Origin of the sequence: Pseudomonas sp. W2-17 (assembly GCF_041060445.1) — a bacterium.
Taxonomy (GTDB): Bacteria; Pseudomonadota; Gammaproteobacteria; order Pseudomonadales; family Pseudomonadaceae; genus Aquipseudomonas.
In genome coordinates this window covers 1-19224 of the sequence record NZ_JAUFNS010000019.1, presented here as the reverse complement: position 1 = coordinate 19224, position 19224 = coordinate 1, and the positions used below count along the sequence as shown (strand labels likewise).

The 19224-nt window shown below is 61.6% G+C and carries 15 protein-coding genes; 4 read left to right on the top strand and 11 right to left on the bottom strand.

Going from position 1 to position 19224, the window contains the following annotated elements; translation table 11 throughout:
• Positions 1-67: 67 nt before the first annotated feature.
• The 5 genes from QWI20_RS21175 to acnA all read right to left on the bottom strand — a co-directional run bounded on the left by QWI20_RS21175 (position 68) and on the right by acnA (position 7535).
• The gene (locus QWI20_RS21175) at positions 68-733 is read right to left on the bottom strand and encodes a hypothetical protein (RefSeq protein ID WP_282372832.1); all 666 of its coding nucleotides are present in this window, start codon (positions 731-733) and stop codon (positions 68-70) included.
• Positions 734-1154: 421 nt separating this feature from the next.
• Complete coding sequence (locus QWI20_RS21170; RefSeq protein ID WP_369307084.1) at positions 1155-1808, bottom strand: hypothetical protein; 654 nt, start codon at positions 1806-1808, stop codon at positions 1155-1157.
• Between the two features lie 285 nt (positions 1809-2093).
• Positions 2094-3659 (bottom strand): methyl-accepting chemotaxis protein, encoded by a 1566-nt coding sequence (locus QWI20_RS21165; RefSeq protein WP_369307083.1) that lies wholly within the window; start codon positions 3657-3659, stop codon positions 2094-2096.
• 101 nt (positions 3660-3760) lie between these two features.
• On the bottom strand, positions 3761-4552 hold the full coding sequence (locus tag QWI20_RS21160; protein ID WP_369307082.1) for a lysostaphin resistance A-like protein: 792 nt from the start codon (positions 4550-4552) through the stop codon (positions 3761-3763).
• Positions 4553-4793: 241 nt separating this feature from the next.
• Complete coding sequence (gene acnA / locus QWI20_RS21155) at positions 4794-7535, bottom strand: aconitate hydratase AcnA (RefSeq protein ID WP_369307081.1); 2742 nt, start codon at positions 7533-7535, stop codon at positions 4794-4796.
• Between the two features lie 235 nt (positions 7536-7770).
• Here acnA and rlmM point away from each other — a divergent pair, with 235 nt between their 5' ends.
• From rlmM to QWI20_RS21140, 3 genes are all read left to right on the top strand, one after another.
• Positions 7771-8838, top strand: a complete 1068-nt coding sequence (gene rlmM, locus QWI20_RS21150) for a 23S rRNA (cytidine(2498)-2'-O)-methyltransferase RlmM (RefSeq protein ID WP_369307080.1) — start codon at positions 7771-7773, stop codon at positions 8836-8838.
• 76 nt (positions 8839-8914) lie between these two features.
• Positions 8915-10342: an FAD/NAD(P)-binding protein gene (locus tag QWI20_RS21145; protein ID WP_369307079.1), complete on the top strand. Its 1428-nt coding sequence runs from the start codon at positions 8915-8917 to the stop codon at positions 10340-10342.
• 164 nt (positions 10343-10506) lie between these two features.
• Positions 10507-10995, top strand: a complete 489-nt coding sequence (locus tag QWI20_RS21140) for a hypothetical protein (RefSeq protein WP_369307078.1) — start codon at positions 10507-10509, stop codon at positions 10993-10995.
• Here QWI20_RS21140 and soxR read toward each other — a convergent pair.
• Positions 10986-11447, bottom strand: coding sequence for a redox-sensitive transcriptional activator SoxR (gene soxR / locus QWI20_RS21135; RefSeq protein ID WP_192174229.1), 462 nt, complete (start codon positions 11445-11447; stop codon positions 10986-10988). The genes QWI20_RS21140 and soxR overlap by 10 nt on opposite strands.
• Positions 11448-11624: 177 nt before the next feature.
• On the opposite strand from soxR, the gene QWI20_RS21130 reads away from it, so the two are divergent.
• Entirely contained in the window at positions 11625-11960 is a 336-nt protein-coding gene (locus QWI20_RS21130; RefSeq protein WP_369307077.1) for an antibiotic biosynthesis monooxygenase, read from the top strand.
• Positions 11961-12367: 407 nt separating this feature from the next.
• On the opposite strand, the gene QWI20_RS21125 is transcribed toward QWI20_RS21130, so the two are convergent.
• The 5 genes from QWI20_RS21125 to QWI20_RS21105 all read right to left on the bottom strand — a co-directional run bounded on the left by QWI20_RS21125 (position 12368) and on the right by QWI20_RS21105 (position 18861).
• Positions 12368-13471 (bottom strand): sigma-54 interaction domain-containing protein, encoded by a 1104-nt coding sequence (locus QWI20_RS21125; protein WP_369307139.1) that lies wholly within the window; start codon positions 13469-13471, stop codon positions 12368-12370.
• Between the two features lie 149 nt (positions 13472-13620).
• Entirely contained in the window at positions 13621-14757 is a 1137-nt protein-coding gene (ssuD, locus tag QWI20_RS21120; RefSeq protein WP_172612785.1) for an FMNH2-dependent alkanesulfonate monooxygenase, read from the bottom strand.
• Positions 14758-15155: 398 nt separating this feature from the next.
• Positions 15156-16772, bottom strand: a complete 1617-nt coding sequence (locus tag QWI20_RS21115) for an inorganic phosphate transporter (protein WP_369307076.1) — start codon at positions 16770-16772, stop codon at positions 15156-15158.
• Between the two features lie 131 nt (positions 16773-16903).
• Entirely contained in the window at positions 16904-17920 is a 1017-nt protein-coding gene (locus QWI20_RS21110) for a transporter (RefSeq protein ID WP_369307075.1), read from the bottom strand.
• Between the two features lie 107 nt (positions 17921-18027).
• The gene (locus QWI20_RS21105; RefSeq protein WP_369307074.1) at positions 18028-18861 is read right to left on the bottom strand and encodes an aldo/keto reductase; all 834 of its coding nucleotides are present in this window, start codon (positions 18859-18861) and stop codon (positions 18028-18030) included.
• Between the last annotated feature and the right edge of the window lie 363 nt (positions 18862-19224).

Here is a 19224-nt window from a genome sequence, read left to right as displayed (position 1 = left end):
CAGCTAGTTGAAAAGCGGTTTTGAAGCCCCGGCTGCAGCGATGCAGTCGGGGCTTTTTTACGTGGGCTTAGGGTTTTGGCTGCATCCGGCGCCGTCGCGGTGGACGTCCCGGAGGTGAGCCCTTGCCGCGTCGCTTCCTCAGGCGCGGCAAGTTGACGGTCAGCGTTTCCGAAATGCCGACGAGCTTGGCGCGCCGTACCACTTCATAGCGCACCTCGACGCATCCGCTTTCGTAGTCCGCCAGGGTTTCATTGTTGAGGTACTGAACCAGGCGAGGGCCTTTGCGGCCTTCTACCTTGCCGATGGTGGTGTAGAAGGTGTTGTGGCCCCAGCGCAGCTTCAGGTGATCCCCGAACCACAGCTTCGGCGAGCGCGGGATATTGATGTAGATGCCCACGTGCAGCTGTGCGTCCGTCGGGCCTTCGGGGTCGGCACCGGTGATGAAAGGCGCTTCGAATACCGGCGCCGGAGGCGGGTGCTTCATCTCGTGATGCCAGGGAAATCCCGGAGCGTTCTGAAGCTGGCCGGCGTAGACCAACGCCTGTTCAGCCGCACTCTTGCCCGCGGGCGGTATTGCCTGCAGATCTTCGTAGAGCGGGATGGAACTCTTGTCGGGTGATTTGCCTTTCTTCCTGCGGGTCGTTCTCGGATTAGGCAGTGTTACCTTGTTATCGTTATCGGACTCATTCGGCTGCGAGTGGGGTGGCGGCTGGATATCCGTTTCATCTTCCATTGGAACTCCTTGATCAGATCGCTAGTGCGAGGATTACAGGATTGGGTGTTGGCGCTTGCTTGTAGGATTGCGGCGCTGCACATGCCTATGATCGATTCGAAAAATAGGACTGTCAAACAAGCGAAGTGCATGGGATTGCATGGCTTCTCCGAAAAAAATTCGTGGTTGAATATATTTTTGATATGTGAATTCGGCGCTTTTCACGGTGTTTTTGAGCGATTTAAATAATTATGTATCGCGCGTAGTCTATAAAATTTTGATAGTCCATCAGACGCTTCCTACGGAGATGTAGGTTCTGTGGAATCGAGATGCCAAAAAATAATTTAAATTATTTTTCGCTCGCGATTTTGTTGACAAGACCTCCACGCATTAGCGTGGAGGTGGTTACTTTTGGTATTCAGTTGAATAGCGGGAAAGCTGGTTACAATTTAAGTGAAACCAGGGTCGGCAGGCTGGTGATGGATGCATTCCCGGCCCGGTCGGTGACAACGTATTCGATCGACACGGTTTCGGCTGCATGGGTTTGCAGGTCTTCGCGGCTGAAAGCGATTTCGACGGGCCGGAGGGTAAGCTCTTCCGCCTCGACCATATGGGACGGGCCTTCGACGCCATTGAGTAATGTCTTGATGACATCGCCCGGCTCCATGCCGGCGTAGCCAGGAAGCAGGCCAACGAGTTGATCGCCGAAGGTGGCGGTGGGGAAGATGAGGGGAGCGAGGAGGGTGGCACCGGGTTTGGTGCGGTGAACTTTTAGCGTGATAGAGGGAGACTCTCGGGTTACACCATTGATGTTGTTTGTCGCCTGGAAGCTAAGCAAATAGCTGCCGCTCTCACACAGCTTATTGTGACTTAGCTCAAGTTGTACCATTTCTCCAGGCTGCTGTTTGCCTACGACCATCGGGACTCCAATCAGATCTCCATCAAGTCGCAGCTGAACAATATAGCCTGGACGTGCTCCATTCCAAATGATGATTTCAACGGGGATGGGTTGAGTTAAATCCCCGGTTTGTAAAAGGCCGTCGATAGGGCTCGCTTTGGTGACCAGTGGGGCGCTGAAAGGAAATTGCTCATTCATAAAGTTTCTCCATCAAGCACACCCCTCCACTTCCATCCGCAGAAAGAGTGCACATTAAAATTAATTATCCAGATCAACAAATACCCCACCCATGGTGGTAACTATTTATCGTCTTTCAATAATCAACTAATAGAGTTCTACAAATCCTGTCAACAGCCAAACCCCCGCTCCAAACCAAAAACTGCTTCCCCAAATGATTTTCAGAAATGTCCTACTTAAACCCCAACACAAACGAAAAAGCCCCGGCAGACAACCTGCCGGGGCCTTCGCATAACCCACCAACACTCAGCGGTTAAAGCGTTCCACCAAGGAGTATTGCGTGTGAGCAGTTTGGGTCAGTTCGGCACTGAGCGTGGCAGAGCGACGGGCTTCGTCGGAGGTCTGGTCGGCCAGGTGCGCGATGGTGCTGATGTTACGGCTGACTTCTTCTGCCACCGAGCTTTGCTCTTCGGTGGCGGCAGCGATCTGCGTGGTCATGTCGGTGATGTTGGCCACTGCGTCGCTGATGCCTACCAACGCCCTGTCGGCTTCCATGACCTGCTCGACGCCTTCTTCGGCCTGGCGCCGGCCTGTGTTCATGGTCTGCACCGCGTTGGTAGCCGTCTGTTGCAGCTTGGCGATGAGGGCGTGGATCTGGCCGGTCGATTCGGTGGTGCGTTGCGCCAGTTGGCGGACTTCATCGGCGACGACAGCAAAGCCGCGACCCATTTCGCCAGCGCGGGCGGCTTCGATCGCGGCGTTGAGGGCCAGCAGGTTGGTCTGATCGGCGATGCCTTTGATGACGTCGACAACGCCACCGATTTCGTCGCTGTCTTTCGCCAGTTGGGTCACGGTCAGGCCGGTTTCGCCCACCGAAGCGGAGAGACGCTGGATGGCTTCGCGGGTGTCGCTGGCGATCTCGCGGCCGCGACGGGTCAGCTCGTTGGCCTGTTGCGTGGCGTCAGCGGTGCGCTGCACGTGATTGGCCACTTCCTGGGTGGTCGCGGCCATCTGGTTGACGGCGGTGGCGACTTGTTCGGTTTCGACGCGCTGACGTTCAAGGCCGGTGGAGCTGGCCTGGGCCAGGGTGTCGGACTGACGCGCCTGAGCGTTGAGGTGCTCGGCGGTGTCCTGCAGGCGGGTGAGGCAGGTCTTGAGACGTGCTTCCTGGCTGAGGATCGACATCTCCAGCCGCGCCTGTGCGCCGCGACTGTCGGTGTACATCTGTGCGATCAACGGGTCGGAGGTGGTTTGCTCGGCCAGGCGCAGCAGACGCTTGAGGCCACGCTGTTGCCAGCTCAACCCTAGCAGGCCAAGCGGTACGGACACTGCGGCGGCGAGCAGGAAACCCCAATGGGAATTCAGCCACACGCCAATCAAAAAACTGACCTGGCTCACCAGGATGAATGGCAGCCAGTCCTGCAACATCGGCAGCCACTTGTCACGGCTTGGCACCGCGCTTTTGCCGCTGTTCAAGCGTTTATAGAGCGTTTCGGCCCGACGCACCTGTTCAGCGGTCGGCTTGATGCGCACGGACTCGAAGCCCACGACCTGTTTGTTCTCGAAGACCGCCGTGACGTAAGCGTTGACCCAATAGTGGTCGCCGTTCTTGCAGCGGTTCTTGACGATCCCCATCCACGGCTGGCCCTGCTTGAGGGTGGCCCACATGTGTTCGAATACCGCCGTCGGCACGTCTGGATGGCGCACGGTGTTGTGCGGTGATTTGATCAATTCATCTTGGGAAAAACCGCTGATTTCAATGAAGGCGTCGTTGCAATAGGTAATGACGCCGCGCGCATCGGTGGTGGAGATCAACCGTTGCTGCGCCGGGAAGGTCCGTTCGCGTTGAGTGATGGGCTGGTTATTTCGCATGAGCTATTCGATCCAGGAAGGCTGTGAAGGGTTATCGGCCCGAAGCGAAAAAAATTAAGCTTTTGTGAACTGCGTCATAAACGAAGTGTCGACGGGGTTCTTCAGCGATCGAACATCGGATAGGTGAACAGGCTGAAATGCAGCAGGTTCAGACCAAAGTGGGTGAGCACGGCAGCGGGTAGGCCGCCCAGTCGATAGGCAACGCCATAACCCACACCTGCGATGCCCGCCAGAAGCGCCCATTCCCAGCCAGCACCGATGTGCGCGAGACCGAACAGCAGCGAGGCTGTCCCGATGGCCAGGGCGTCGTGGCAGGGCAAAGGTTGCAGCCATCTTTTCAGGCTGCCTTGCAGATAACCGCGAAAGAGCAGTTCCTCGGTCAGCGCGACCAACAGCAGGTTATTCAGCGCCCAGATGCCCGTTTGCTCGGGCCACTTGGGCGACCAGCCGACGAGGCCCAGCAGCAGCGCCGTTGATAAACACGCTGCGGCGGTGACGGGCATGGCGATCATGCTGACGCCCAGCCAGCGTCGGGGACTGAACGCGATAAACACCCAGGGGCAGGCGATGGCAATCCAGAAGCCGATAAGGGGCTTGTCGAGATTCAGGTACATCGAATACGGCGCGGCCTCGGGGCTGAGGCGCACGCCGGCAATCGCCCGTGCGCTGAGGAAACCGGGCAGCCAGTGACTGGCCAGCCCTGCTGCGATGGCGATGAACATGCCGTGACCGAACAGGCGCACGGCGCGGTGCTGGAAATGGCTGACGCAGATGCCGGCCATGATCAGCAGTCCGAACGTGATGACCACGGGAACGCTGAGCTGGCCGTAAAGCAGCGCCAGGCAGTAGCCGAGAAAGAGCAGAAGGAGGGAAGTCCAGCGTTGCACCGACATGAAGTCGTCCTTGAGCGTCGGAATAGGCTGGCGATTTTAACGTTGATTAAAGGCGTGTGTATGTCAGATCAGCAGGGAGCTGGTCCGATTGTTTCGTGGATGCAGGGCGGAGGTCGTGTAGGGCTTTTCTGATAACGAGGGATTTGGGTTAGACGCTGGCAATTTGCGTTGAGGCAGACAACGCCTTCCCGGCTAAAGCCAGTCCCACTCACAGCGAGACCGGCTTCAGCCGGGATGAGGCTCAGGACGCAATCAACTGCCGCAACACGTAATGCAGAATCCCTCCCGCCTTGAAGTATTCCACTTCATTCAGGGTATCGATCCGGCACAGCACGTCGATGTTTTCCTGCTGGCCATCCTCCCGGGTGATCTGCACCGCCAGGCTCATGCCCGGTTGCAGCGTGGCGCCGGTGAGCCCGGTGATGTTCAGCACTTCTTTACCGGTCAGGCCCAGGGTTTTGCGGCTTTCGCCCGCCTTGAACTGCAGTGGCAGGACACCCATGCCGACCAGATTGGAGCGGTGAATGCGCTCGAAACTCTCGGCGATGACCGCCTTGACGCCCAGCAGATTCGTGCCTTTCGCCGCCCAGTCGCGACTGGAGCCCGTGCCGTATTCCTGACCGGCAATGACCACCAGCGGCGTGCCTTCATCCTGGTAACGCATGGCCGCGTCATAAATCGGCAGCTTCTCGTCGGTGGGCACGTGCAGCGTGTAGCCGCCTTCTTCACCGCCGAGCATTTCGTTGCGAATGCGGATGTTGGCGAAGGTGCCGCGCATCATCACTTCATGGTTGCCGCGCCGCGAGCCATACGAGTTGAAGTCCTTGTATTCCACGCCCTTGCTGCGCAGATAACGTCCGGCCGGGCTGTCCAGTTTGATGTTGCCGGCGGGGGAGATGTGGTCAGTGGTCACCGAATCGCCCAGCACCGCCAGCACGCGAGCCTGCTGCACGTCGGCGATGACTGGCAGCGGGCCGGCGACGTCCTCGAAAAACGGCGGATGCTGGATGTACGTCGAATCCGGCTGCCAGACGTAGGTCGCCGCCTCGGGGACCTCAATCGCCTGCCATTGCTCGCCGCCGGCGAAGACTTCCGCGTACTCCTTGTGAAACATGCTGGTACTGACATTCATGACCGCGTCGGCGATTTCCTGCTGGGTCGGCCAGATGTCGCGCAGGTACACCGGCTGGCCGTCGCTGCCTTCGCCCAAGGGTTCGCTGCTCAGGTCGGTGCGCACGGTGCCGGCCAAGGCGTAAGCGACCACCAGCGGCGGCGAGGCCAGCCAGTTGGTTTTCACCAGCGGATGCACGCGGCCTTCGAAATTGCGGTTGCCCGAGAGGACCGACGCAACGGTCAGGTCCGACTGCTGAATGGCCTTTTCGATCGGGTCAGGAAGCGGCCCCGAGTTGCCGATGCAGGTGGTGCAGCCATAGCCCACCAGGTCGAAGCCCAACTGATCGAGATACTGGGTGAGACCAGCCGCGTTGTAGTAGTCGGTCACCACCTTCGACCCCGGCGCCAGCGAGCTCTTCACCCAGGGTTTGCGCGTCAAACCTTGTTCCACGGCTTTTTTCGCCAGCAGGCCGGCCGCCATCATCACGCTGGGGTTTGAGGTGTTGGTGCAGGAAGTGATTGCAGCGATGACCACCGCGCCGTTCTTGAGGCGATAGGTCTGGCCGTTGTGTTCATACTCAGCCTCGCCCACCTGCGCGGCGTTGCCCACCGCGACACCGCCGCCGCCTTCGCTTTCCAGTCGCCCTTCTTCGTGCTTGCTCGGGCTGACCGCCAGGCCCAGGAAGTCGCTGAAGGCCTTGGACACATCGGGAAGGGCGACGCGGTCTTGCGGACGTTTTGGCCCCGCAAGGCTGGCCACGACGGAACCCATGTCCAGCTCCAGCGCATCGGTGAACGCCGGTTCCTGACCGGGCAGGCGCCAGAGGCCCTGGGCCTTGCAATAGGCTTCGACCAACTGCACCGTTTCGTCCGGACGGCCCGACAGGCGCAGGTAATCCAGCGTGACGTCGTCGACCGGAAAGAACCCGCACGTCGCGCCGTATTCCGGGGCCATGTTGGCAATGGTGGCCCGATCCGCCAGCGGCAAGTCGGCCAGGCCGTCGCCATAGAATTCGACGAATTTACCGACCACGCCTTTCTTGCGCAGCATTTGCGTCACGGTCAGCACCAGGTCGGTGGCGGTGATGCCTTCGCGCAGTTTGCCGGTGAGCTTGAAGCCGATGACTTCCGGAATCAGCATCGACACCGGTTGGCCGAGCATGGCCGCTTCCGCTTCGATGCCGCCGACGCCCCAGCCGAGTACGCCGAGGCCGTTGATCATTGTGGTGTGGGAATCGGTACCGACCAGCGTGTCCGGGAAGGCGTAGGTGCGGCCGTCTTCTTCCTTGGTCCACACGGTGCGGCCGAGGTATTCGAGGTTGACCTGATGGCAGATCCCGGTGCCCGGTGGCACCACGCTGAAGTTATCGAAGGCGTTCTGGCCCCAGCGCAGAAACGCGTAACGCTCACCGTTGCGCTGCATCTCGATGTCGACGTTTTCGCCGAAGGCCTTGTCGTCGCCGAAGCGGTCGACCATCACCGAGTGATCGATGACCAGATCCACCGGCGACAGCGGGTTGATGCGCTGAGGATCGCCACCGGCCTTGGCCACGGCGGCGCGCATGGCGGCGAGGTCAACCACCGCCGGCACGCCGGTGAAATCCTGCATCAGCACGCGCGCGGGGCGGTACTGGATTTCTCGATGGGATTTGCGCTCGATCAGCCAGTCGGCGAGGGCCTTGAGGTCGTCGCCGGTCACCGTGTGGTTGTCTTCCCAGCGCAGCAGGTTTTCCAGCAGCACCTTGAGCGACATCGGCAGTTTGTCGAGATCGCCCAGCGTCCGCGCGGCATCCGGGAGGCTGAAGTAGTGGTAGGTCTTGTTGCTGACTTCGAGGGTTTTGAGGCTTTTCAGGCTATCGAGGGAGGGCATGACTGACTCCTTGACGGTCCGTGCAGTACGCGCGGACGGGCGATCGACGGTAAGACGGGTGTTGCTTCGGCGCTCTGGGCGGCGCCTTTAAATGATCGTTGAGTAGTACTGGACCTACCGGCTGAGCCAGTGGTTCCTGATTCGGCTATCATGCGCCGCTTTCGAGTCATTGAGGTTAATCCTCATGTACAGCTTGCGCCGCGACCTGATTCGTGGCGCGCGAGGAGACCGTCCCGTGAACACCCTTTTCATGCATTGCCGCCCCGGCTTCGAAAGCGAGGTCTGCTCGGAACTCAGCGAGCACGCCGCTCGCCTTGAGGTGTCCGGCTACGCCAAGGCCAAGACCGACGCCGCCTTTGCCGAATTCATCTGCACCGAGGCCGACGGCGCGGAGCGGCTGATGAACAGCCTGAAGTTCCGCGAGCTGATTTTTCCCCGCCAATGGGCCCGTGGCGTGTTTGTCCAGCTTCCCGAAACCGACCGCATCAGCGTAATCCTCGAACACATGGCCGGCTTTGCGCCGTGCGGCAGCCTGTGGCTGGAAGTGGTCGACACCAACGACGGCAAGGAGCTCTCGACGTTCTGCCGCAAGTTCGAGGCGCCGTTGCGCAAGGCCTTGGAAAAGGCCGGCAAACTGGTCGATAACCCGAGCCTGCCACGTTTGCTGCTGACGTTCAAAAGCGGGCGCGAGGTGTTTCTCGGGCTGGCCGACGCGAGCAACTCGGCGATGTGGCCCATGGGCATTCCGCGCCTGAAATTTCCCCGGGAAGCGCCGAGCCGCTCGACCCTTAAGCTCGAAGAGGCCTGGCATCACTTTATCCCCCGCGATCAGTGGGACGAGCGCCTGTCGGGGGACATGACCGGCGTCGACCTCGGTGCGGCGCCCGGTGGCTGGACCTATCAACTGGTGCGGCGCGGCATGCTGGTCACCGCCATCGATAACGGACCGATGGCCGAAAGCCTGATGGACACCGGGCTGGTGCAGCACTTGATGGCGGACGGCTTCACCTTCAAGCCGCGTCAGCCGGTGGACTGGATGGTCTGCGACATCGTCGAAAAGCCCGCACGCAACGCCGCGCTGCTGGAAACCTGGCTGGGCGAAGGTCTGTGCCGCGAGGCGGTGGTCAATTTGAAGTTGCCGATGAAGCAGCGCTACGCCGAAGTGCGACGGCTGCTGGAGCGCATCGAAGACGGCTTCAAGGCGCGCGGCGTCAAGGTCTCGATTGGTTGCAAGCAGCTCTATCACGACCGCGAAGAAGTGACCTGCCATCTGCGGCGGCTGGACATGAAACGCAAGGGCTGACGTCGGCTTGAATCCGCTGCCACGCTGTTCATAATCAGCGGTGCGCGCCCGCGGGGCGAAGAGAAGGGGAGAGGCAATGAGCGCTGCACACAATGGACCTGACGCCGACATCCTCATCGTCGGCGGTGGCCTCAGCGGCACGATGCTGGCGGTGCAGCTGCTGCGCCTGCCGGGGCAACGGCGCATCGTCATTGTCGAGTCACGCAGCGAGCTGGGCCGAGGCGAGGCCTACAGCGCCACTGAGCTGGGCCACACGCTGAACGGCAACGCCGCACGCATGAGCGTCGACCCGGACGACGTCGACGATCTTACCCGCTGGCTGACCGACTACATCGCCGCCGGTGGCTGGGCGGAGTCTGATCAGCAGCCCGTGCCGGTGGCCGAGCTGTTTCCGCCGCGCGGGATTTTCGGTCTGTACGTCCAGCAGCGCCTGGCCGAGGCCCGGGTGATCGGCGAGCGTTACGGCTCGACCGTCGAGCACGTGCGCGGCGAAGTCACCGACCTGCAGAATGACGCAGCCGGCCTACGCCTGACCCTCGCCAACGGTGAGCACCTGACCGGCCGCTTCGGCGTGCTGGCAACGGGCATGTTCGCCGCCGCACGCACGCCCCAGCGCGATTCAAACGCCCTTAATGCCGCCGCTGTTGATCCGTGGGACGTAAACGCCATGGGCCAGCTCGACCCCCACGGCCGGGTGTTGATCATCGGCTCGGGCCTGACCATGGTCGACGCCGTGGTGTCCCTGGAGCAAGCCGGTCACCGTGGGCCCATCGACGTGTTTTCCCGCCACGGCCTGCTGCCCCACGTGCGCCGTCAGCCGCCAACGTGGCCGGACTTCCTCGCCGCCGACCCGAACATTCGCAGCACCCGGCAACTGGTCAGGGCCTTGCGCGAGCAGTGCGCGCAAGCGGCGGAGCAGGGCATCGACTGGCAGGCGCCACTCGACACCGTGCGCGTGCATATTCCACGGCTGTGGAGTCAGGCGTCTGACGTGCAACGCCGCCAATTCGTACGCCATGTCCGGCCGTGGTGGGAAAGCCATCACCACCGCTCGCCGCCGCCCAGCGCGCACTTGCTGGACAGGCTGATCGGCGAAGGGCGCTTGAACATCCACGCCGCCTCATTGCTCAGCGTTGAGGGCGCCGAGGCCGGACAGGTCTCCATCAGCGTTCGCTATCGCGGCCAGGACCAGGCCAGCACAGAGAGCGGCGTAGCGCTGATCAACTCGACCGGCATTCAATACGACTGGCGCCGGGTCGACCGTGCCTTGCCGCGCAATCTGCTGGCGCGGGGACTGATTCAGCCGGGGCCGCTGGCGCTGGGCATTGCCGCCGATGCGGGTGGCGCGGTCATGGACGCCGAAGGACGTATCTCGACGCGGCTCTACGCCATGGGCCCGCCCTTGCGTGGTCTGTGGTGGGAAAGCACCGCCGTAACCGACGTGGCGTTGCAGGCCAAAGCGCTGGCGGCACGATTGGCAGCGTTGAGCACCGTACCGTTGTGAAGTCGCAGGAAATTGTGTCGACCACGACACAATTTCCGCAGCCCCTCCTAAAGCACCCTCCGAAAGAGCCGAAAGCCCGTTATCGACCCGGTAAGACCGCCCGCTTTTCATCGCGAGGCGACAGGGACGTCAGCGAGTGCACAGGGCTATGGAGGCCATCGTTCATGTTGAGCTTGAGTTTCAGAAATCCCGCCGAAGGGGCGCTGCTCCTGCCGCCCCCCGTCGTGTCAACTGCTACAGCCGCCGACGACGCAAGTCAGACCGCCAGCGCCGCCGAGCAGGTGCGCCAGGGCATCGAAGTGCTGCTCTCGCCGGACGCGCAGAGGGCGGCGAAGAAGGGTGACAAGAACGCCGACATCGACGCCACCCACTTGCCTGACCGGATCAAGGAGCAGCTCAAGCTGATCCGCTCGATTCAGGAGCGCATTGCCAAACGCATGCAGGACATGCACGCGTTCATGAGCGACCGTTCGCTCTCGCCCCGCGCCCGGGAAGGCAAGATGCGCCAGTTGCAGATGGAAATCATGGCCATGACCAACTCGCTCATTCAGGCCACCAACCAGCTCAATCAAGCGATGCAGCAGATGCATCTGTCACTGGCGGACCAGACGTTGGCCGGCACTCTGGTCAGTCCGCAGAACCTTCAATCCTGATCCAGCAGGCGCGGCCCGGCGCCTTGCTCGCTCAGGCTGTCGCCGAAGTTGCGCAGCGGGCAGGCCTCCATCGACAGGCAGCCGCAACCGATGCAGCCATTGAGTTGGTCGCGCAGGGCGGTGAGGCGGTTGATGCGTTCATCCAGATCGGTTTTCCAGCGCTCGGACAGCCGCGTCCAGTCGTCAAGGCTGGGCGGGCGGTCCTGGGGCAGGGTCTGCAGTGCGGTCTGGATGGTCGCCAGCGGAATGCCCAGGCGCTGGGCGGTTTTGATCAGGGCCACCCGACGCAGCACATCCCTGGGGTAGCGACGCTGATTGCCGGCGTTGCGCTGGCTGCTGATCAGGCCTTTGGCCTCGTAAAAGCGCAGCGCGGTGATGGCCACGCCGCTGCGGGCGGACAGCTGGCCGACGGTGAGCTCGCGGGCGATGGGCGGGATGTCCTGGGTGAGCATGCAATCTCCCTGTGTTGAACGACGCTTGACCTCCAGTTAACTGGAGGTTTTATCCTGCGCAGCATCCCTTGGCCGGACCGGCTTGGCAAGTGGGGCACCGGCGCAAGAAACGTAGGGGGCCCTACCGGTTTGCGCAGCATCCTGTTCAGCAACACATGTCATCTGTGGAGAACGTTCATGACACCAGCAGCCGCTACTCTTCCGTTCAGTCAGTTCGTTGAGTTCGCCGTCGATCCGCACCATCAGGCCGGGCTGGTTGGGGCGCTCAATGAGCGTTTCGAGCGATTCACGCGCACCTACCCAGGCTTTGTCCGCGCCAGCGTGCACGTTAGCGAAGACCGTCAGCGCGTGCTGAGCCATGTGCAATGGCTGTCGAAGACCGACTGCGAGCGCGCGTTCGAAAACGCCGAGCAGGGCGAAGGGGACATGTGGGAGTTGATTCGGCGATACCGCGCCACGTCAATGATCTTCAACGCGTACGAAGTGGCGGGGGAAGTCGTAGGGCCGCGTTAGGGTTGTGGGTGACCGGGGTGGCGATCCACCCTGCTGACGAAGAGGCCGGTGCGTTCAGCCACTTTCTTCCGGTCTGCCAGTAAGCCTTCGCGAGCAAGCTCGCTCCCACGGGATCTGAGCCCACTTGAAATTTCGGCCAGTTCGTTGGACTTGTGGGAGCGACCGGGGTGGCGCTTCATCTTGCTCGCGAAGAGGCCGGTGCATTCAGCCACTTTCTTCCGGGCTGCCAGTAAGCCTTCGCGAGCAAGCTCGCTCCCACGGGATCTGAGCCCACTTGAAATTTCGGCCAGTTCGTTGGACTTGTGGGAGTGAGCTTGCTCACGAAGAGGCCGGTACGTTCAGCCACTTTATTCCGGGCTGCAGGTAAGCCTTCGCGAGCAAGCTCGCACACAAGGGATCTGCCGTGTTCACACCGACAAATGCAGCATCCGCTCCCCTTGGGTCTGTTCACCGGGACGGCGTTTGTTGACGGCCAGTTCGCCGATCTTGATCAGCCGCGCGCGCACGACATTGCGGCTTAACCCCAGCAACTGCGCGGTGTGCACCTGGTTGCAGTGGCTGAAGCGATAGGCGGCGCGCAACAAGGCGTCTTCGACCTTCTCGTGCAGCGCGCCGGCCTGCTCCTCGAACAGGCGCTGGAACGTCCGGGCCAGCAGCGCTTCGGTTGAATCGTCAACGGCGGGGGCTGAATCTTCCTGACGCTCAAGGCGCAAGTTCGAGAGGCGCAGATCGCTGGACTGAATCACGCCGTTGCGGCAGATCAGCAGGGTGTGGTGAATGACGTTTTCCAGCTCGCGGATATTCCCCGGCCAGCCGTAGGTGCGCAGCTTGTGCTCGGCGTCGGCGCTGATCTGAATCGGTCCGCAACCCAGACGCTGGCTGTAGACGTCGATGAAGTGCCGGCTCAGCGGCATGATGTCCCCCGGCCGTTCGCGCAGGGTGCTCAGCTCCAGATTGACGACGTTCAAGCGGTAGAACAGGTCTTCGCGAAAGTGCCCGGCATTGATCGCGCGTTCCAGTTGCACGTTGGTCGCGGCCAGCACCCGCACGTTGATCGGCGTGCTTTTGCGCGAACCCAGCCGCACCACTTCACGCTCCTGCAGGACGCGCAGCAGCTTGACCTGAATCGCCAGGGGCAGATCGCCGATTTCGTCGAGAAACAGCGTGCCGCCGTTGGCTTCTTCGAACCAGCCGGCCTTGGCCGTGAGGGCGCCGGTGAACGCGCCTTTTTCCTGGCCGAACAGCTCGGCTTCCACCAGCGATTCCGAAAACGCGCCGCAGTTGACGGCCACGAACGGCTGGTGACGACGGCTGCTCAGGTTGTGAATGTGGCGCGCCACCAGCTCTTTGCCGGTGCCGGTTTCGCCGATGATCAGCACGCTGGCATCGCTTGGCGCGACTTGTTCGATGTGGGCCAGCAGCGCCTGGGATCTCGGGTCTTCGAACACCTGCGCTGTGGCGCGAATGGAAGTGGCCAGAGCCGGCGAGGGCGGTAGGGTCAATAGCTGCATGGGGATCACTTGTGGTTGGAACGGTAAGCTGGCTGTCATGAGGACTCCTTGTCGCGATGGCAGTTGTCGCGGTGGCAGATCAACCGCTTCCCACGTGCTGCGCGGGCGCGCAGCAAACGGGCCACTCCTACAAGGGGGTGCGGTGAAACTTACTTCTGAGGCGGCAAGTCGTTGGCAATCATCTCGCCGAAAGGGCCTGTGAGGTTGGTGATGCCGCGGCCTGCCAGGCTGCGATAGGGCTCCGGCAACAGCGGGAACACCAGCTCGGCGAAGCGATAGGCTTCTTCCAGGTGCGGGTAGCCGGAGAAGATGAAGCTTTCGATACCCAGGTCCGCGTATTCCTTAATGCGTGCGGCGACTTCCTGCGGATTACCCACCAGCGCCGTGCCCGCACCGCCCCGTACCAGTCCGACGCCGGCCCACAGGTTCGGGGCGATTTCCAGGTTGTCGCGACGGCCGTCGTGCAGTGCGGCCATGCGGCGCTGACCTTCGGAGTCGAAACGCGAGAAGGATTTCTGCGCGGCGGCGATGGTGTCGTCGCTGATGTGCTCGATCAGGGTGTCCGCGGCTTTCCAGGCTTCTTCGCTGGTCTCGCGGACGATCACGTGCAGACGGATACCGAACTTGACGGTCCGACCGTTGCGCGCGGCGCGCTCACGCACGTCCGCCAGCTTCTCGGCCACGGCGGCAGGGGGCTCGCCCCAGGTGAGATAAACGTCGACCTGCTCGGCGGCCAGTTCGTGGGCAGCCTCGGAGGATCCACCGAAATACAGCGGCGGATAGGGCTTCTGGATCGGCGGATACAGCGCTTTGGCGTTCTGCACTCTCAGGTGCTTGCCTTCAAAGTCCACGGCTTCGCCTTGCAACACGCGGCGCCAGATCTTCAGGAATTCATCGGTGACTTCGTAGCGCTCGCTGTGATCGAGGAAGCTGCCGTCGCCGCGGTTTTCATCCGGATCGCCACCGGTCACGACGTTGATCAGCAGGCGTCCACCGGACAAGCGATCCAGCGTCGCGGCCATGCGCGCGGAGACGGTCGGAGAAATGATCCCCGGACGAATCGCCACCAGATAACGCAAACGCTCGGTCAGCGGCACGAGGGCCGATGCGATCACCCAGGAGTCTTCGCAGGAGCGGCCGGTCGGAATCAGCACGCCGTGGTAACCCAGATCATCGGCGGCCTGGGCGACCTGCTTCAGGTAATTGAGCGTGACCGGGCGCGCGCCCTTGGTCGTGCCCAGGTAATGGCCGTCGCCGTGTGTCGGTAGAAACCAGAAAACATCCATGAGAAATCCTTCGAGCGGAATCGGTGGGCTTGTGACAAGTGCACCCGTTATAAAGGCTCCGATTTATTCCGTAAAAGAACTGAATCCCATATTTTTATAACCGTTAGAGATATGCCCGGATTTGTACCCTCTGAAGATGCAGCTGACGGGTAAGATCTTGTGGGAGTGAGCTTGCTCACGAAGGAGCCGGAACAACCGCTGCATTCTCGGCGCCTGAAACGCCGTCTTCGTGAGCAAGCTCACTCCCACAAGTCGTGCATTCCACGCGAATCTGCAGTGGGCCTGTCAAACCCGCCTACACGATTTAGGGCGAGTTACAGACCTGCGCCGGGTCAGAACACCGCGCAAAAAAACAGGCGCCGAAGCGCCTGAAGGAGAGTGCGGGAGACTCTTGGGCATCAGAAAATCTGGGTGAACAGCCAGTACAAACTGCCCGACAACAGGATCGCGGCAGGCAGGGTCAGCACCCATGCCATCGCCAGATTGCGCAGGGTGCGCATCTGCAGGCCGGATCCGTTGGCGACCATGCTGCCGGCCACCCCCGAGGACAGAACGTGGGTGGTCGATACCGGCAATCCGTACATGTCCGCCGCGCCAATGGTCAGCATCGCAACGACTTCAGCCGATGCGCCCTGGGCGTAGGTCAGGTGGGTCTTGCCGATCTTTTCACCGACCGTGATCACAATGCGTTTCCAGCCCACCATGGTGCCCAGGCCCAGCGCGATCGCGACAGCCACCTTGACCCACAGCGGAATGAAGCGCGTCGCGGTATCGATCTGCTGCTTGAACGTGTCGACCTTGGCCTGGGTGTCGGCGTCGAAGTTACCGACCTTGTTCTTGTCCATCACACGGATGGCTTCGGAGGTCAGGTACATGTCGTTCCGTACGTTGGCGGTGGCCTCGGCCGGCACCTTGGCCAGGGAACCGTAGCTGGCGACCTGATCGCCGATCTTGCCGGCCATCACCGCCAGCGCCGGTACCAGCTCAGGTGTCGCCTGCTTGTCGCGGATGTAAACGGAAAGTGTCTGGCGGGAATCGGCCGGCGCGGGCAGCGGCGCCGCTTTGGTCAGGGCCTGTTGCGTGACTTGGGCGACTGCGGCGAACTGCACCGATTGATCGGCTGGCATGGCGCGGTTCAGCGCGTAAGCCATGGGCAGCGTTCCCACCAGAATCAGCATGATCAGGCCCATGCCTTTCTGGCCGTCGTTCGAACCGTGGGCAAACGACACCCCGGTGCAGGTCAGGATCAACAGACCACGAATCCAGATCGGCGGCGGCTTGTTGCCTTCCGGCGCTTTGTACAGCGCGCGGTTCTTCACGAACATGCGCAGCGCCATCAGCAACAGCGCGGCGCAGGTGAAGCCCACCAGCGGCGAGAGCAGCAGCGAATAACCGACTTTGGTCGCCTGGGACCAATCCACGCCGCTGGTGCCGTCGCGGCCATGCATCAACGCGTTGGCAATGCCGACGCCGATGATCGAACCGATCAGCGTGTGGGAAGACGAGGCCGGTAGACCCAGCCACCAGGTGCCGAGGTTCCACAGGATCGCTGCGATGAGCAGGGCGAAGATCATCGCGTAACCCGCCGATGAACCGACTTGCAGTATCAGTTCGACCGGCAGCAGGGCAATGATGCCGAACGCCACCGCGCCGCTGGAAAACAGCACACCCAGGAAGTTGAAGGTTCCCGACCAGACCACGGCGAAGTTCGGCGGCAGGGAATGGGTGTAAATGACCGTCGCGACAGCGTTGGCGGTGTCGTGGAAACCGTTGACGAACTCAAAGCCCAGCGCGATGACCAATGCGACGCCAAGCAGAATGAACGGCGTCCAGGTCAACACGACGGTACCCAGATCGTCCATGTCCTGCTTGAGGCTGTAGCCGGTATAGAACAGGCCCAATGCCAGCACGACGAAGAAAATCACCATCGTCGTCATGCCAGGCTTGCGCCCGAATTGAGCACTCAGTCCGGGTCCCTGTTGCAGAGAGCCTTGAGCCAGTGTGGGGGTCGCCATGGGGGCACAATCCTGTTAATGAGGGATAGTGACCATGATCATTACAAAATGTGACAGAGATGCGACACGGGTCACGTTTTGCGCGGAAATGCTGGGGTTAGGGACCAGTGGACGGGCTTTAAACGCTGTCGTTAATAGTCCCGGCTCTTGCGAAACGCCCACCGTCCCGCAATAAACGTAAACGTCGCCACCAGCGCGACCAGCACCCAGAACCCATGGGGATCGGACGCCAGTGGTATACCGCCGACGTTCATGCCGAAGAAACCCGCGACGATGTTGATCGGCAGCGCCAGCACGGTGACGACGGTGAGGGTGAACAGCGTGCGGCTGCTCTGTTCGTTGAGGTTGGCGGCGATTTCTTCCTGCAGCAGTTTGATCCGTTCGCCGAGGGCGGTGAGGTCGCTGATCACCAGCGCCGACTCTTCGGTGGATTGCCGCAGTTCTTGCAAATCCTCCTCCAGCAGCCACTGCGGCGGTCGGTGCAGCAGGCGCATCAGCGAGCCGGGTTCCAAGGCCAGCAGCCGTTGCAGACGCACCAGCACCCGACGCATGGCGCCCAGTTCCGAGCGGTTGTTGCTCAGGCGTTGTGAGAGGAGCTGGTCTTCGATCTTGTCGACGCTGATGCTGGTCTTGCGCATGAACTGGCTCAGCACGTCGCTCTGGTCGCGCAGCAGGTGGGCGAGCAGCTCCAGCGGGGAGCGGAAGGTTTCGCCTTGTTTGACCGACGAGCGCAGCCGGTCCACTGAACGCAACGGCTGATGGCGCGCGGAGATCATCAGGTTGCTGCGCACGCAGACCCATAACGTGGCGATGTCGGTGGAGACGCGGTTGAAGTCGAAGACCACGTCGTTGACCACCGCGAGCAGGGCGGAGTCGACGTGTTCGATGCGCGTGGAGCGCGACCCTTCGTGCAGCGCTTCGAGAAACTCGTCGGGCAGGTCGAGGTTGGTTTTAAGCCAGCGTTCGCAACTGGCGTGGGTCAGGTTCAAGTGCAGCCAGACGAACTCGTCGGGCTCGGTCGGTCGGCGCAGGCATTCCAGCGCGGACGTCGAATCCAGCTCCCGACCAGGCTCGCCGGGACGGAAGCGGAACCCGTACAGCAAGCCAAACAGATCGGAGTCCTGATGGTGGGCGATGCGTTGATTCATGAAGGCTCGCAGACGGGAAGTGCCCCGCAGGGCACGAGATCGAAAGCGGCATCATCGCAAGGGGTTTTGACAGTTTTGTGACGGTTTGTGTCGGCCAGCGGTCTTGTTCAGACCATTGACAGGCGCGTCTTGCGCAGGGGCGCCGGCCATGAGGAATCAATCAACAATTCATCCTCGATGGACAGCTCGATCTCAACCGCGGCGGCGTTCAATTCCAGGTGATGGGGCGTGACGGCCTTGGGAATGGCGATCACGCCGTCCTGACGCAGCACCCACGCCAGGCTGATCTGCGCCGGTGTGGCGTCGTGGCGTTCGGCAACTTCAAGGATGGCAGGGTTCATCAGCAAGTTGCCGGCCTGACCGATCGGGCAGTACGCCATCAGCGGCATCCGGGCGGTTTGCATCCACGGCAGCAGGTCGTATTCGATGCCGCGTTCTTCCGGGTTGTACAGCACCTGATTGGTGGCACATCCGCCGCCGAGGCCGAGTGCGTCCAGCTCAAGCAGGTCGGCCACGTCGAAATTCGACACGCCCCAGCGCCCGATCTTGCCCGCTTCGCGCAGACGCTCGAAGGCCTCAACGGTTTCTTCCAGCGGGTACTGACCGGCCCAGTGAAGCAAATACAGATCGATGTAGTCGGTCTTCATGCGCTTGAGGCTGCGCTCGCAGGCCGCCGGAATGCCCGCGCGGCTGGCGTTGTGCGGGTAGACCTTGCTCACCAGCATGACCTCGTCGCGGCGCCCGGCAATGGCCTCGCCGACCACTTCCTCAGCGCCGCCTTCGCCGTACATCTCGGCGGTATCGATCAGCGTCAGGCCCAGATCGATGCCCAGCTGCAGCGCTGAGACTTCCGCCTCGAACTGATGGCGATCCTCACCCATGTGCCAGGTGCCCTGACCGATAACGGGGACGGTTTTGTCTGCCAGTTCAAGCGTGCGCATCGGGGGTGCCTCCGGGCGGATAGGACTGAATGATTAAGAGTCAGGCAGTACGGGGCGGCAGGGGTTCAATCGCAAGCGAATGCGCGGTGAGTGAGTGGAATCGCATGTCCATTGTAGGACCGGCTTCAGCCGGGAAGAGGCCGGTGTGAACGACATCAGTTTTGCGATGTGACACATGACGCATTCCCGGCTAAAGCCGGTCCCACAATGGTGTTCCAGCCAGTGCCACTGGATGCACGCGGTCAATTAGTGGGACCGGCTTCAGCCGGGAAGAGGCCGGTGTGAACGACATCAGTTTTGCGATGTGACACATGACGCATTCCCGGCTAAAGCCGGTCCCACAAAGAGTTCACGCCAACCCGC

Excerpts from the sequence above, each read along its gene's own strand:
- QWI20_RS21175 (WP_282372832.1), bottom strand. The coding sequence starts at position 733 with ATGGAAGATGAAACGGATATCCAGCCGCCACCCCACTCGCAGCCGAAT.
- QWI20_RS21170 (WP_369307084.1), bottom strand. The coding sequence starts at position 1,808 with ATGAATGAGCAATTTCCTTTCAGCGCCCCACTGGTCACCAAAGCGAGC.
- QWI20_RS21165 (WP_369307083.1), bottom strand. The coding sequence starts at position 3,659 with ATGCGAAATAACCAGCCCATCACTCAACGCGAACGGACCTTCCCGGCG.
- QWI20_RS21160 (WP_369307082.1), bottom strand. The coding sequence starts at position 4,552 with ATGTCGGTGCAACGCTGGACTTCCCTCCTTCTGCTCTTTCTCGGCTAC.
- acnA (WP_369307081.1), bottom strand. The coding sequence starts at position 7,535 with ATGCCCTCCCTCGATAGCCTGAAAAGCCTCAAAACCCTCGAAGTCAGC.
- QWI20_RS21145 (WP_369307079.1), top strand. The coding sequence starts at position 8,915 with ATGAGCGCTGCACACAATGGACCTGACGCCGACATCCTCATCGTCGGC.
- QWI20_RS21140 (WP_369307078.1), top strand. The coding sequence starts at position 10,507 with ATGTTGAGCTTGAGTTTCAGAAATCCCGCCGAAGGGGCGCTGCTCCTG.
- soxR (WP_192174229.1), bottom strand. The coding sequence starts at position 11,447 with ATGCTCACCCAGGACATCCCGCCCATCGCCCGCGAGCTCACCGTCGGC.
- QWI20_RS21130 (WP_369307077.1), top strand. The coding sequence starts at position 11,625 with ATGACACCAGCAGCCGCTACTCTTCCGTTCAGTCAGTTCGTTGAGTTC.
- QWI20_RS21125 (WP_369307139.1), bottom strand. The coding sequence starts at position 13,471 with ATGCAGCTATTGACCCTACCGCCCTCGCCGGCTCTGGCCACTTCCATT.
- ssuD (WP_172612785.1), bottom strand. The coding sequence starts at position 14,757 with ATGGATGTTTTCTGGTTTCTACCGACACACGGCGACGGCCATTACCTG.
- QWI20_RS21115 (WP_369307076.1), bottom strand. The coding sequence starts at position 16,772 with ATGGCGACCCCCACACTGGCTCAAGGCTCTCTGCAACAGGGACCCGGA.
- QWI20_RS21110 (WP_369307075.1), bottom strand. The coding sequence starts at position 17,920 with ATGAATCAACGCATCGCCCACCATCAGGACTCCGATCTGTTTGGCTTG.
- QWI20_RS21105 (WP_369307074.1), bottom strand. The coding sequence starts at position 18,861 with ATGCGCACGCTTGAACTGGCAGACAAAACCGTCCCCGTTATCGGTCAG.